This window comes from Bosea sp. 29B (genome assembly GCF_902506165.1).
Taxonomy (GTDB): Bacteria; Pseudomonadota; Alphaproteobacteria; order Rhizobiales; family Beijerinckiaceae; genus Allobosea.
In genome coordinates, this window is the sequence record NZ_LR733817.1 from 30,877 (window position 1) to 44,016 (window position 13,140).

The 13,140-nt window shown below is 66.2% G+C and carries 15 protein-coding genes; 7 read left to right on the top strand and 8 right to left on the bottom strand.

Annotation, left to right across the window (positions count from 1 at the left end; translation table 11 throughout):
* Positions 1–66: 66 nt before the first annotated feature.
* A complete protein-coding gene (locus GV161_RS00180) occupies positions 67–486 on the top strand; it encodes a VOC family protein (protein WP_152012399.1) in 420 nt (139 codons plus the stop codon).
* Positions 487–849: 363 nt separating this feature from the next.
* Here the strand turns inward: GV161_RS00180 and GV161_RS00185 are convergent, their stop codons facing one another.
* Positions 850–2,073, bottom strand: a complete 1,224-nt coding sequence (locus tag GV161_RS00185; RefSeq protein ID WP_152012398.1) for an MFS transporter — start codon at positions 2,071–2,073, stop codon at positions 850–852.
* 245 nt (positions 2,074–2,318) lie between these two features.
* Here GV161_RS00185 and GV161_RS00190 point away from each other — a divergent pair, with 245 nt between their 5' ends.
* On the top strand, positions 2,319–3,335 hold the full coding sequence (locus GV161_RS00190; protein WP_152012397.1) for a 2-dehydropantoate 2-reductase: 1,017 nt from the start codon (positions 2,319–2,321) through the stop codon (positions 3,333–3,335).
* Between the two features lie 5 nt (positions 3,336–3,340).
* Here the strand turns inward: GV161_RS00190 and GV161_RS00195 are convergent, their stop codons facing one another.
* On the bottom strand, positions 3,341–4,555 hold the full coding sequence (locus GV161_RS00195) for an EAL domain-containing protein (RefSeq protein WP_152012396.1): 1,215 nt from the start codon (positions 4,553–4,555) through the stop codon (positions 3,341–3,343).
* A 272-nt stretch (positions 4,556–4,827) separates the two neighbouring features.
* A complete protein-coding gene (locus GV161_RS00200) occupies positions 4,828–5,115 on the bottom strand; it encodes an HlyU family transcriptional regulator (RefSeq protein WP_152012395.1) in 288 nt (95 codons plus the stop codon).
* Between the two features lie 227 nt (positions 5,116–5,342).
* Here GV161_RS00200 and GV161_RS00205 point away from each other — a divergent pair, with 227 nt between their 5' ends.
* From GV161_RS00205 to GV161_RS00215, 3 genes are all read left to right on the top strand, one after another.
* The gene (locus GV161_RS00205) at positions 5,343–5,657 is read left to right on the top strand and encodes a hypothetical protein (protein ID WP_152012394.1); all 315 of its coding nucleotides are present in this window, start codon (positions 5,343–5,345) and stop codon (positions 5,655–5,657) included.
* Positions 5,658–5,799: 142 nt separating this feature from the next.
* Positions 5,800–6,171: a hypothetical protein gene (locus GV161_RS00210; RefSeq protein WP_152012393.1), complete on the top strand. Its 372-nt coding sequence runs from the start codon at positions 5,800–5,802 to the stop codon at positions 6,169–6,171.
* Positions 6,162–6,731 carry a TetR/AcrR family transcriptional regulator gene (locus GV161_RS00215; protein ID WP_159650081.1) on the top strand — a complete coding sequence of 190 codons (570 nt, stop codon included), beginning with the start codon at positions 6,162–6,164 and terminating at the stop codon, positions 6,729–6,731. The genes GV161_RS00210 and GV161_RS00215 overlap by 10 nt, the downstream gene beginning before the upstream one ends.
* A 4-nt stretch (positions 6,732–6,735) precedes the next feature.
* Here GV161_RS00215 and GV161_RS00220 read toward each other — a convergent pair whose 3' ends face one another.
* The 3 genes from GV161_RS00220 to GV161_RS00230 form a co-directional block, all read right to left on the bottom strand.
* Positions 6,736–7,161, bottom strand: a complete 426-nt coding sequence (locus tag GV161_RS00220) for a secondary thiamine-phosphate synthase enzyme YjbQ (RefSeq protein ID WP_152012391.1) — start codon at positions 7,159–7,161, stop codon at positions 6,736–6,738.
* Positions 7,161–7,772: a LysE family translocator gene (locus GV161_RS00225; protein WP_152012390.1), complete on the bottom strand. Its 612-nt coding sequence runs from the start codon at positions 7,770–7,772 to the stop codon at positions 7,161–7,163. Before GV161_RS00225 ends, GV161_RS00220 begins: the two co-directional genes overlap by 1 nt.
* Positions 7,773–7,836: 64 nt before the next feature.
* Entirely contained in the window at positions 7,837–8,112 is a 276-nt protein-coding gene (locus GV161_RS00230) for a hypothetical protein (protein ID WP_152012389.1), read from the bottom strand.
* Between the two features lie 225 nt (positions 8,113–8,337).
* Here GV161_RS00230 and GV161_RS00235 point away from each other — a divergent pair, with 225 nt between their 5' ends.
* Complete coding sequence (locus GV161_RS00235; protein WP_152012388.1) at positions 8,338–8,583, top strand: DUF2798 domain-containing protein; 246 nt, start codon at positions 8,338–8,340, stop codon at positions 8,581–8,583.
* A 15-nt stretch (positions 8,584–8,598) separates the two neighbouring features.
* Here the strand turns inward: GV161_RS00235 and GV161_RS00240 are convergent, their stop codons facing one another.
* Entirely contained in the window at positions 8,599–9,786 is a 1,188-nt protein-coding gene (locus tag GV161_RS00240) for an aminotransferase class V-fold PLP-dependent enzyme (RefSeq protein WP_152012387.1), read from the bottom strand.
* Positions 9,787–9,998: 212 nt separating this feature from the next.
* Here GV161_RS00240 and gcvA point away from each other — a divergent pair, with 212 nt between their 5' ends.
* Positions 9,999–10,922 (top strand): transcriptional regulator GcvA, encoded by a 924-nt coding sequence (gene gcvA / locus GV161_RS00245; protein ID WP_152012386.1) that lies wholly within the window; start codon positions 9,999–10,001, stop codon positions 10,920–10,922.
* Positions 10,923–10,957: 35 nt separating this feature from the next.
* Here the strand turns inward: gcvA and rpoD are convergent, their stop codons facing one another.
* On the bottom strand, positions 10,958–12,970 hold the full coding sequence (rpoD, locus tag GV161_RS00250) for an RNA polymerase sigma factor RpoD (RefSeq protein WP_152012385.1): 2,013 nt from the start codon (positions 12,968–12,970) through the stop codon (positions 10,958–10,960).
* Positions 12,971–13,140 lie beyond the last annotated feature (170 nt).

Below are 13,140 nucleotides of genomic sequence, written 5' to 3' on the forward strand. Positions count from 1 at the left end.
CGATCTTGAGCCCAACTTGGCCTACCCGCATGCTGCGTCAAGCCATTGCAGCCAAGGAGAAGCGCGATGAGCACACCACCGCCGATGATCTGCATCTCGCTGCGCTATGCGAACGCGCCGCGCATCTATGACTGGCTGATCGAGGCCTTCGGCTTCGAGAAGCACGCCGCCTATTATTCCGACGACGGCAAGACCCTGCTGCATGGCGAGCTGCGCATGGGCGAGAGCTTCGTCATGCTTGGCTCGTCCGAGAACAACGTGTTCGGCAAGCTGGTCTCGCGTCCGGCCGAGCTCGGCGGCACCACCGCTTCGCCCTATATCGCGACGACGGACATCGATACGCTCTGCGAGCGGGCCCGGGCAGCGGGAGCGGAAATCTGCATGGAGCCGACCGACCAGCCCTATGGCAGCCGCGACTTCATCTGCAAGGACCCGGAAGGGCATGTCTGGTGCTTCGGAACCTATCGGCCTGCTTCTGATCACTAAGGATCAAAATGCGCGCAAGACCCTATACCGAATATTGTCAGGCGTTTTCACTACTGCGCCCTGAACGGGAGACTGAGACGAAGCTCAACCGCCTCGTCAACTCCATCACGAAAAATGACACGAACCGTATTCTGGCCCAGCTCTACGCAGTTTATTCAAAGCTCCCGCCCATCGATGAAGGACCACACCAACTTGAAGGCGCATTCGATAAAGAGCTACGTCAGATCGAGCATCTACACGAGAGCCTAAGAGAGCTCATACACTCGCGAGACAGCTCGATCCCGATTGTGATGCAAATCGAGCTCTGCAGGTGCCTACGTTGGATCTATGAGCGAAAGCGGTCGCTCGAACCGAGGATGTAGTCTACGCCACCGCCAGCTTCGGCCGCGCCTTCATCATCAGCCAGCAGACGATCGAGAGGTTGATCAGGTTCCAGGCGAGACCGTTGAGGAAGGCGAGCCGGTAGGACGAGGTCGCGTCGAAGATCAGGCCGGAGACCCAGCCGCCGAAGGCCATGCCGAACACCGTCGCCGACATGACGACGCCGATGCGCACGCCCGCCTCGCGCGGCGGCATGTAGTCGCGGATGATCACCGCATACATCGGCACGATCCCGCCCTGGAACAGACCGAAGATGCCAGTGACGATGAAGAGCGAGCTCAGCCCGTCGAACCAGAGGTAGAGGAAGAGCGCCATGCCCTGCATCACCGAGGACAAAGCGAGCGTCGCCGTGCCGCCGATCTTGTCGGCGACGAAGCCCGAGCTGATCCGGCTGACGATGCCGAGCGCCATCATCACCGTCAGCATCTCGGCGCCGCGGGCGACGCCGTAGCCGAGGTCGCTGCAATAGGCGACGATATGGACCTGCGGCATCGACATCGCGACGCAGCAACAGAAGCCGGCCACGACCAGGAGCAGCTGCAGTTGGTTCGGCGACAGCCCGAGGCTGCCGCGCGCGCCGGCGCTCGTCGCCTCGGCCGCCGCGATGCTCGCCGCATTCGGTCGGCGCCGGAACAGCGGCGCGAGCGGCAGCATCACCACCAGGCAGGCGATGCCCAGCCAAAGATGCGTCGTCCGCAGCCCGTGCGTTTCGACGCCCCAGTTGATCAGCTGCGGCCAGAACATGCCGGCGAGATAGCTGCCCGACGCGCCGAAGACGACGGCAAGGCCACGATAGCGCCGGAACCAGTGCGAGAGATCCGCGATCAGCGGCGAGAATCCGGTCGCGGCGCCGAGCCCGATCAGGAAGCCATGCGCCAGCGCGAACTGCCAGAGCGACCCGGCGATCGACGCGAGGGCATAACCGCTGCACAGCAACAGCGCGCCTAGCACGATCGGCCAGACGATCCCGAAACGGTCGGCCAGCCGGCCCATGGCGATGTTGCCGACGCCGAAGCCGATCATCGCAAAGGTGTAGGGCAGCGAGGCATCGGCGCGCATCACGCCGAATTCCTGCTGAACCGCCGTCACCACCACGACCGCCGACCAGGAACCGACGCAGGCGATCGTCCCGACCAGCAGGGCAAGCCCCAGCCTCATCCAGGCATAGGCAGAATCCGGCGCATAGCGCGCATCCTGGGCGTTCATGTTTCCTCGCCGCGCTAGAGCCGGATCCGATCAGGTTGACTCAAGCCGATCGGTGAATCCGTCTCTCACTTTAAGCCTGGAGAACGATCTTCTCTCCGCCCGAGCATTAGGCAGCACGCTCGTTCGCCACAAGCGCATCGGCGGCGGGCCGATGCGGCGCAGATGTGGGGGCGGCCTGCGTTCTCGTCGACCGCGCTTGCATCATACGGCGAGGCCGGCATGCTCGGCACCCGACCGGAGGGGCAATGGCCAGGATCTGCATCTACGGCGCCGGCGCGATCGGCTGCTATCTCGGCGGGCGGCTCGCTGCCGGCAGCGCTGACGTCGATTTCATCGGCCGCCCGGGCGTTGGCGAGGAACTCGGGCAGCACGGCCTGGCGCTGACGCATTATGACGGCCGCGACTGGCGCGTTCCGCCAGAGACGATCGCCTTCTCGACCGAGCCGGGGGCCGCCGCGGCGGCCGACCTCATCCTCGTCACCGTGAAGTCGGGCGCGACCGCGCAAGCCGCGGGCGAGCTTGCCACCCTGGCTGCACCGAACGCCGTCGTGATCAGCTTCCAGAACGGCATTGGCAATGCCGATACGCTGCGCGCCGCCCTGCCCGGCCGCAGCGTGCTCGCCGGCATGGTGCCGTTCAATGTCATCAGGCGCGGTCCCGGCGCCTTCCATCAGGCGTCTGAAGGCGAGCCCGAGGTCGAGGACGCAGCCGCGCTCGCGCCTTTCCTCGCCGATTTCACCCGCGCCGGTTTCGCCTTGCGCCGGCACCGCGACATGCCGCCGGTGCAATGGGCCAAGCTGCTCCTCAACCTCAACAACGCCGTCAACGCCCTCTCCGCCCTGCCCTTGCAGCAGGAACTGGCGCAGCGCGCCTATCGTCGCTGCCTGGCGTTGGCGCAGGCCGAAGCCCTAGCCTTGCTGAAGCAGGCGGGGATACAGCCCGCGCGGCTGACGCCACTGCCGGCCGCCTGGATCCCGGCGCTGCTGCGCCTGCCTGATGCGCTCTTCGCGCGGTTAGCCCGCAAGATGCTGGCGATCGATCCGTCAGCCCGCTCCTCCATGGCCGACGATCTCGCCGCCGGACGCAGGACCGAGGTCGACTGGATCAATGGCGAGGTGGTCAGGCTGGCCGACCGGCTCGGGCGGCGGGCGCCGGTCAATGCGCGCCTGATATCGCTGATCAAGGCGGCGGAATCCGACAGTGCGCGCTGGAGCGGCGAGGCCCTGCTTGTCGAACTGCAGGCGAACGCCAAGCGGAACTAGCTAGCTCAGCCCTTGCGGCCGGTCAGGTCGGCATATTGCTCGGCCGGCAGCGGGCGGCCGAGCATATAGCCCTGCATGTAGTTGCAGCCTTCGTCGATCAGGAAGTCGAGCTGCTCGCGCGTCTCGACACCCTCGGCCACCACCTCGATGTCGAGCGCATGGCCAAGCGCGATGACGGCGCGCGTGATCGCCGCGGCCTCCGAGGCGACGCCGAGATTGGCGACGAAGCTGCGGTCGATCTTCAGCGTCGAGAGCGGGAACATGTGGAGATAGGAGAGCGAGGAATAGCCTGTGCCGAAATCGTCGAGCGCGATGCGCACGCCGAGCGCCTTGATCCGGTGCAGCACCAGCATGGTGCGATCAAAATCGGTGATCATCACCCCTTCGGTGATCTCGAGCTCGAGCCGCTCCGGCTCCAGCCCGGTCTCGACCAGCACCTCGTCGATCAGCGCCGGCAGGTCACCATGGCGGAACTGCAGCGGCGAGACGTTGACGGCGATGCGCAGCGGCTTTGCCCAGCTCGCCGCCTCGGTGCAGGCCTGGCACAGCAGCTCGCGCGCCAGCGGCAGGATCAGCCCGCTCGCCTCTGCCGCCGGGATGAACTCGGATGGCGGGATCACGCCGCGCTCGGGATGAACCCAGCGCGCCAGCGCCTCGAAGCCTGTCAGGTTGCCAGCCGCCGAAAAGACCGGCTGGTAGTGCAGATGCAGTTGCTTCTGCGCGATCGCGGCTGCAAGATCTTCGGCAAGGTGATGAGCAGACGCAGCCGCATCGACGCCGGTTTGCGGCCCGCTGCTGACGTCGACCATCACGTTGACCGCGCCGGTGAGCTTGCCTTGCGCATCGTAGAGCGGCGTCGGCAGCGGCATGAAGCGCACGCGGCTGCCATCGGGCCGCTCGGCCAGCGCCTCGATGCCACGGACCACGCGCCTCTCGCGCAGCGCCACGGCCAGCGGGCAGTCCTCATGCGCCAGCGGCGAACCGTCGATCTGGAAGAGCCGATGGGCGATGCACCAACGGTCTTGCCCGAGCTGGGGTTGCCGCCCGACGAGCCGGGCAGCCGCCTGATTGAAATAGGTCACGTGTCCGTCGGCATCCGTCGCGTAGAGCGCGAGCGGCAATTGCGCCACGACCTCCCGGAACCAACTGTCATCAGCGGCGGCGCCCTGCACACTCGCAGGCTCGTCCGGCTTCTGGCTGCCGGGGGGATTGGGAGGCATGCAAGGGATCTCGATACGGCGAACAACGTAATGGCATCAAAGCCGGAAAAACCGAATAAAGTTTTAAATGGCGAAGGCGAATCCAATACCGCAGCGCAATAGCTGCTCCCACGAAGGCGGAAAGCAGCGGAAGCCGCCGTATTAATTGATTCAAATTTGCGCAATGTCCCAAGGAAAACGTAATGGATGCGCAGATTTAAAATTTTGAATCAATACTGATCCAATGAATTTTGAAACAAGCTCCATGATTAAAACAGGGATTACCCGAATTCCTATTTGAACAGGCGTTCGCCCTGTTCGTCGATCAGCTGCCGGGCCTTGACGATGGCGAACTCGGCCGCCTCGTCGGCGCCCGGGAAGCGGTCAGCCCGGATGAAGCGATGGCTCTTCACCTCGCCGTCGATCTCCTTCTCGATCACCCCGGACAATTGCTGCTGCCCGCCCTCCGCGAACGGCGTCGCATGGATGGTGAAGCCCTTGTACTCGATGGTCTTCAGCGGCCCGGCGGGCGTAGCCGGCTTGGCCTCCTTGCGGCCGAACAGGGATTTGAGGAAAGACATGGCGCGCTCCGTGTGACCGGCGCTGTATAGCGCAGATGCGGCCTGCTTGGCCAAGAGCCTCGGCATGTGAAGGGCGACGGACCTCCGTACCTGAGGAATCCTCCATCGCGCTCCTCGCCTCTGGCGCAGCGGCGCCTGCGTCACCATGTCCTAGTGAGACAGGGCGGAAAAGCCGAGCCCGTCCACCCTTCGTGCCCGCCTTGGCCCGCTCTGTCGCAGGAGCAGCCATGACGCGCTTCCTCAAATTCTGCCTGCCGATCCTGCTGGCATTGCCATTGTCGCCCGGCGCAGTTCAGGCTCAGGCACGTCCGGGCATTCCTTGCGCCGAGCGCAGCATGGCGACGAGCCAGCTGCATGAACTTTATGGCGAGCGCCTGATCGGCTACGGCCTCGCCTCGAATGGCAGCGTGATCGAGCTCTTCGCCGCTCCGAACGGTTCCTTCACCCTGTTCGCCACCTTGCCCGACGGCATCAGCTGCCTGATCGCCACCGGCCAGTCCTGGGAGCCGCCGCCGGAGCCGGAGTACTACGCCGGGCGGTGACTGGCCCGCTTCGGGCAGCCTGGTCCCGGAGCTCGTCCTGGCGCGTCGCCCCCCTTCCCCGATTTTCGTCACAGCTCACCTTGCGAGGCTTGCTTCTCTCCATAATAATACCATACGGTATGGTACTATTATGGAGGCCGACATGAACATCTGGCTCGCCCTTGCCGCCGCGCTCGCGGCGGTTACCACCCTGATCCACGCCATTATCGGCGGCCGGGAGATCGCAGCGCCGCTGCTGGCGACAGAGCGGCTGCACGCGGTACCGAAATTCACCATGTATTATTGCTGGCATCTGGTGACGATCGTGCTCGCCGCACTGGCCTTGGCCTTCGGCCTCGTCGCGACCGGCCAGGGCAGCCGCGACCTCGCGCTCTTCGCCACGGTCGGCGCCGCGCTGTTCTGTCTCTGGAGCCTCGGCATGATCGGCCTGTTCCGCCTGCGCATCGCGCATTTCCCGCAATGGGCGCTGTTCGCCGCGATCACGGTGAGCGGCACGATCGGCCTGTGGCAGTGACCTCCCCTGCCCCGCGCCGCTTCCGCCTGAACGACTGGCTCGCGCTCGGCCTCGACGCCCTCGCCGAGCAGGGACCGGCAGGGCTGACCATCGAGGCGCTCTGCCGCCGCGCCGGCAAGACCAAGGGCTCGTTCTATGCGCATTTCCCGGCGATCGAGGCTTATCTCGCCGCCCTCGCCGCGCATTGGCGCGAGAGTCATACCCTTCGCCTGATGCAGGAGGCCGACGGGGTCGAAGCGGCACAGGACCGCCTGATCGCGCTCGACCGAATGGCGCTCGCCCTCGATGTCCGCATCGAGCAGGGCATGCGCCGGCTCGCCCAGCTCGACGCCGGCGTCGGCGCGACCTGTGCCGAGGTCGACCGCGAGCGCATCGCCTATCTGGAGAAGCTCCACGGCGAGAGCGGACGCTTCACGCCGGAGGAAGCTCTCGCGCTCGCCCGCGTCGAATACGCCGCCTATATCGGCTTCCAGCAGCTCGATCTCGGCCTGTCGCCGCAGGAGTTGCACGATTGCTACAGCACTTTCATGCGGCTGCTCGTCCGGCCCAAGAACGGCTGACGGCTTAGGCCAGGTGCAGCACGACCTCGCGCCGGTGCGGGCTGGTCCGGTGCTCGAACAGGTAGATCCCTTGCCAGGTGCCGAGCGCGAGCCGGCCACCGCTCACCGGGATCGACAGCGACACTGGCAGCATCGCCGCCTTGATATGGGCCGGCATATCGTCCGGACCTTCGGCGCGGTGCGTGAGATAGGCCATCGTCCGATCGTCTGCCGGTGGCACCAACCGGGCGAAGAAGGCGGACAAGTCACGCTGCACATCCGGATCGGCATTCTCCTGGATCAGGAGCGAGCAGGAGGTATGGCGCACGAACAGCGTCAGCAGACCGACATCGACCGCCGCCTCGCGCACGAAGCGGGCGACCGCGTCGGTGAATTCGTAGAGCCCCGCTCCGCGCGTCTCGATCGCGAGGCGGCTTTGCTTGCCAGCCATTACCGCTCGGTCAGCGCCAGCTTGGCGCCGAGCGCGACGAAGGCCGCCGCGAAGGTGCGCCGCAGCCAGGCCATCACCGCCGGCCGGCTCACCACCTTGTCGCGCATCGCCGCCGCGAACAGGCCGTAGAGCGCGAAGACGACGAAGGTCATCGCCATGAACACGCCCGAGAGTTCGAGCATGCGCGCCATCGGGCTCGCCTCGCCCGCGGCGATGAACTGCGGCAGGAAGGCGACGAAGAAGATCGACAGCTTCGGATTGAGCACGTTGAGCGCAAGGCCGTCGACCAGCACGCGCCAGGCCGAGCGCTCGTCGGCCGCAGCTTCGACGCTGAGCGCGCCCTGCTCCTTCAGCGTCTGCCACGCCATCCAGAGCAGATAGGCGACGCCGGCGTATTTGACGATCGAGAAGGCGAGCGCGCTGGCATGCAGCAGTGCAGCAAGGCCCATCATCGCGGCGATCAGATGCGGCACGATGCCGAGCGTGCAGGCGAAGGAGGCGAGCAGGCTGGCCTTGGCCCCGCGCGTCAGCCCGGCGGCGATGGTGTAGATCGCGCCCGTCCCGGGCGAAGCGACGATGATCAGCGAGGTCAGCAGGAATTCGAGGGACACAGCTTCACTCCAGCTCCAGCGACGCTGCCGGAGCCGCATCGATATCCCGGTCGCGGACGCCTTGCTAGCCCAGCCCCTCGAAGATGCCGCCGATGACAGTGACGACGACCTCGCCGGTCGCGACCACAGCGGTCCCGGCGCCTTCGATCACGGTTCCGACGGCCTTGACCGCAACGCCGACTGCCTCGATCGAGACATTGCTGGCGATATCGAGGACGCCATCGACGATATCGCCAGCAGCCGAACCTTCCTCTTCCTGCTTCTTCGCCTGGGGCGGAAGATTGGCCTGCAGTGCCGCTTTGGCGGCCTCGATCTCGTCGGCGCTCGGGATACCGGCCATCTCTGCTCCTCCAAGGGAAGCCCCGATCATGAGGCTCACCTTAGCAGAACTGTGGCGGCCAGGGCCGATTCTGCTTGCCTCGGACACAAACGCGCCGTAAGGGCGGCGCTGCGTCCCTAAGGGACGGCCGTAAGCGTCTCACGTCAGGCAACGCATCCCCCCGGCTCAGCGCCGCCAGGATGCCAGAAGGCCACGCCGGCTGAGCCTGTCCTTACGGATGTTCCCATGAATCCTTTCCGCAGACTACCGGCGCGCTATGGCGCGCTCGTCACCCCGTTGATCCTGTCGGGCCTGATGACACTGATCGTCTCGGGGATCTCGACCCTGCGCGTGCTCGGCCCGACGCCGGCCTTCCTGCAGGGTTGGCCCGTTGCCTGGGGCCTGTCCTGGCTGATCGCCTTCCCGGTGCTGCTGCTGGCGCTGCCGGTGGCGCGCCGGCTCACGGCGATGCTGGTCGCGCCGGCGGGCTGAGCCCGGGCGATGTGCTCAGCGCGTCCGCGCGATGTCGTGGACCGCGGCGAGCAGGCGCTCGATGTCCTGCTCGCTCGTGAGATAGCTGATGGAGGCGCGCACTATGCCGGCGAGCCCGCGTGCCTCCATGTCGAACGGCGTGTAGGCGGGCCCGTTCGCCCCGACCGAAATCCCGGCGCTCGCAAGCCGGTTCTTGACTGCGTTGACGTCGAGGTCACCGACGGTGAAGGACACCAGCCCGGACCGCTGCTGCCCGAGATCGTGGATGGCGACGCCGTCGATGGCCGCGAGCTCGCCCCGCAACTGCTTTGCGGTCAGGTCGATCTGGTCCCGGATCGCAGGCACGCCGAGCGCCAGCGCCTCATGGAGCGCGACGCCGAGCCCCAGCAGCAGGGCGACCGCGTGCTCGCTCGTCTCGAAGATCCGCGCATCGCCGCGCGGTGCGGGTCCCTGTTCCGTCCATGGCGCGGACAGGACATCCGAGAACACCGGGTCGAGCCGCTGCCGGAGTGAAGCCCGGACATAGAGGATCGCGGTTCCGCGCGGGCCGCGCAGATGCTTTCGTCCGGCGCCCTTGAGCACGTCGCAGCCGACCGCCTCGACATCGACGGGTATCTGGCCGAGCGCCTGCCCAGCATCGACGAAATAGGGGATGCCAGCCGCACGCGTCACCCGGCCGACTGCCACAGCGTCGTTGATCAGGCCGCCATTAGCCGGCAGCCAGGTCAGGGCGACGAGACGGACGCGCCCGTCGATCATGCCTGCGAGCGCATCGGGATCGACCGAGCCGTCCTCGCGGCAGGGGATCATCTCGATCCGCGCGCCGGACCGCGCCGCCGCGCGCTGCATCGTCGCGAGGTTGCCGCCCCATTCCTGGCGCCCGACCAGAATGCGGTCGCCGGCGCGCAACGGCGGCAGGGCGGCGAAAGCGAGCCCCCAGCCGGCGGAGCCGCTGGACGTGAAGGCGATCTCCGCGGGCGTTGCATTGAGAAGGCGCGCGGCATCGGCGCGCGCCTGATCCAGCCTGCCCTGGACCGCGACGCTGGCCTCATGCGGGCCATAAAGAGCCTCGCTCTTGAGCTGCTCGGTCACAGCGGCGAGCGTGGCGGCGGACATCAGCGAGGCGCCGGCATGATTGAAGTGGATGCAGGTCGCGCAGCCCGGCGTTGCGGCGCGGAGAGCTTCGATATCGAGGCGCCCCATTACCGAACCTGCACCGGCTGGGCCACGGCAGGCAGGGCATGTCCGAATATCCACAGGCGGTCAGCGATCATCATCGTCGAAATCCTTTCGCTCCCGACGATGACAGCGCGGCTGATGTCTGACCAATTCGAAACGCTCCGCGCTGCGATCGATCTGGCTCATGGGTGGAGCCTGCTCTAAGGCTTTGCACCTGATGATCGGACACCCACGACATGCGCTCCTCGCTCGTCCTGCCGCCGCTCCATGCACTGCGCGCCTTCGAAGCGGTCGGCCGTCTCCTCAGCTTCCGTCGTGCCGGCGAGGAATTGCTGATCACGCAAAGTGCCGTCAGCCATCACGTCCGGACCCTGGAAGAGGCGCTGGGAACCATGCTGTTCGAGCGCAGGGGGCGCAGCATCGCCTTGACCACGGCAGGCGCACGCTATCTCGACTGCATATCGCAGGCCTTCGCCATGGTCGCCGACGGAACCCGCGAGGTCCGCTCGCACGCCACTCGCCAGCTGTTGACGGTGAGCCTGCTGCCATCCTTCGCCGCCAACTGGCTGGTGTCTCGTCTCGACGATTTCCGCACCGCCTATCCGCAGATCGACCTCGTCCTCGACCCGACGCTGAACCAGGCCAACCTCGCGGCCGGAGAGGCGGATGTCGCCATTCGCTACGGCGTCGGCGAGTGGCCAGGCTTGCGCTGCGAGTTGCTTGCCACCGAACGGCTCATGCCCGTCATGAGCCCGGAGCTGGCGGTGCGCCAGCCGCTCGCCCGGACTGACGACATTCTCGCCCATACCCTGTTGACCAGCCACCGCCCCACCGAATGGGAGGCCTGGTCCCGGTACGCAGCCGTCGACCTCGCCTCAGGCCGCCGGCTGCAGCTGACGGACTACAACATCGTCCTGCAGGCCGCGCTCAATGGTCAGGGCGTCGCTATGGGCCGGAGCCTTCTGGTCGCCGACTACCTGCGTCGCGGCGCGCTGGTCGCGCCATTGCCGGGCTTTGCGACCGCGACGGGGCTTGGCTACTGGGCAGTGCTGCCCGGCAGCGGCGCAGGCAAACCGGCTGCGACGATGTTCGTGAACTGGCTCAGGCGTGAAATCGCTGAGGCCGGATCCGCGGGAAGGCAATCGCTCCCGCCAAAATGAAACGGGGCGCTAAAGCGCCCCGTTAGAACTCCGCCTCAATTGTCCAGGAAGCTCCGGAGCTTGCGGCTGCGGCTCGGATGCTTGAGCTTGCGCAGCGCCTTCGCCTCGATCTGGCGGATGCGCTCGCGGGTGACGCTGAACTGCTGGCCGACCTCTTCGAGGGTGTGGTCGGTGTTCATACCGATGCCGAAGCGCATGCGCAGCACGCGCTCCTCGCGCGGGGTGAGCGAGGCCAGCACGCGCGTAGTGGTCTCGCGCAGATTGCTCTGGATCGCCGCGTCGATCGGCAGGATCGCGTTCTTGTCCTCGATGAAGTCGCCGAGATGGCTGTCTTCCTCGTCGCCGATCGGCGTTTCGAGCGAGATCGGCTCCTTGGCGATCTTCAGGACCTTGCGCACCTTCTCCAGCGGCATGGCCAGCTTCTCGGCCAGCTCCTCCGGGGTCGGCTCGCGGCCGATCTCGTGCAGCATCTGGCGCGAGGTCCGGACGATCTTGTTGATCGTCTCGATCATGTGCACCGGAATGCGGATGGTGCGGGCCTGGTCGGCGATCGAACGGGTGATCGCCTGCCGGATCCACCAGGTCGCGTAGGTCGAGAACTTGTAACCCCGGCGGTACTCGAACTTGTCGACCGCCTTCATCAGGCCGATGTTCCCCTCCTGGATCAGGTCGAGGAACTGCAGGCCGCGGTTGGTGTACTTCTTGGCGATCGAGATCACGAGACGCAGGTTCGCCTCGATCATCTCCTTCTTCGCCTGCCGGGCCTCGCGCTCGCCCTTCTGGACCATCAGCACGATCTTGCGGAACTCCTGGATCTCCAGGCCGGTCTCCGAAGCCATCGTATGGATGTCCTCGCGCAGATCCTTGATCCGGTCCTTCTCCTGCGCGACGAACTCCTTCCAGCCGCGCGAGCCGAGCTTGGAGACCCGCAGCAGCCACTTCGGATCGAGCTCGCCGCCGATATGCTGCTTCAGGAAGTCCTCGCGGGCGACGCCATAGCTCTCGGCCAGGCGCAGCAGCCGGGTCTCGTGCGAGATCAACCGCTTGTTGATGTCGTAGAGCTGCTCGACCAGCGCCTCGATGCGGTTGTTGTTGAGCGAGAGCGACTTCACCGCAACGATGATGTCGTCCTTCAACTTCTTGTACTTGCGGTCCTGCGACGGCGAGAGCTTGGCGTTCTCCAGCCGGCCGGCGATATCCTGGTCCTGCAGGCGGCGCAGCTTGGTGTAGTTGCTGGCGATCGAGTCGAAGGTTTCGAGCACGCGCGGCTTCAGCTCGGCTTCCATGGCCGAGAGCGACACGTTGTTCTCCATGTCGTCGTCGTCCATGCCTTCGGGCGGGGTCTCGCCCTCCGGCGCAGCCTCTTCGGCCTCAGCCGCCTCCTCGCCCTCGCCCGGCAACTGGTCCGGGTTCTTGCCGTCGGGACCGGCATAGGTCGCTTCGAGGTCGATGATGTCGCGCAGGAGGACCTTGCCCTCCATCAGCTCGTCGCGCCAGATGATGATCGCCTGGAAGGTCAGCGGGCTCTCGCAGAGCCCGGCGATCATCGCCTCGCGGCCGGCCTCGATGCGCTTGGCGATCGCGATCTCGCCCTCGCGCGAGAGCAGCTCGACCGAGCCCATCTCACGCAGATACATGCGGACCGGGTCGTCGGTGCGCTCGGTCGGCTCGAGATTGCGCTTGGTCTCGACCGGCAGCGCCGAGCGCTGCGCCTCGACCATGTCGCCGCCCTCGGCCTCGTCCTCTTCGCCGTCCTTGCCGCGGGCCGCACGCTCTTCGCCGGCCGATTCCGGATCCTCGTTGTCGACGACGTTGATGCCCTGCTCGCTGAGCTGGCCGAGCACGTCCTCGATCTGCTCGGAGGAGAACTCTTCCGAAGGCAGGACCTCGTTCAGTTCGTCATAGGTGACATAGCCGCGCTTCTTGGCGAGCTTGATCATCCGCTTGACGGCCTGATCGGTGAGATCGAGGAGCGGGCTGTCCGTGCTCGGGGGCGCTTCCGGGGAACCGGCTTCGGACTTGTCGCGCTCGCTCACTTTGGTCGCCATCAATCAGCGCTCCACCATCTTGCGCGCCGGTGCTCTGGCTCCGACGCATAAAAGGGCGCCGCGGCAGCCATCGCTGCCGCGCACCCACCCAACTCATCCGCCGTAGATAGCACCGACCATCGTTGATGAATCGTGCACCATCCTCAAAGCCGTCCTCGAATCTGCCGACG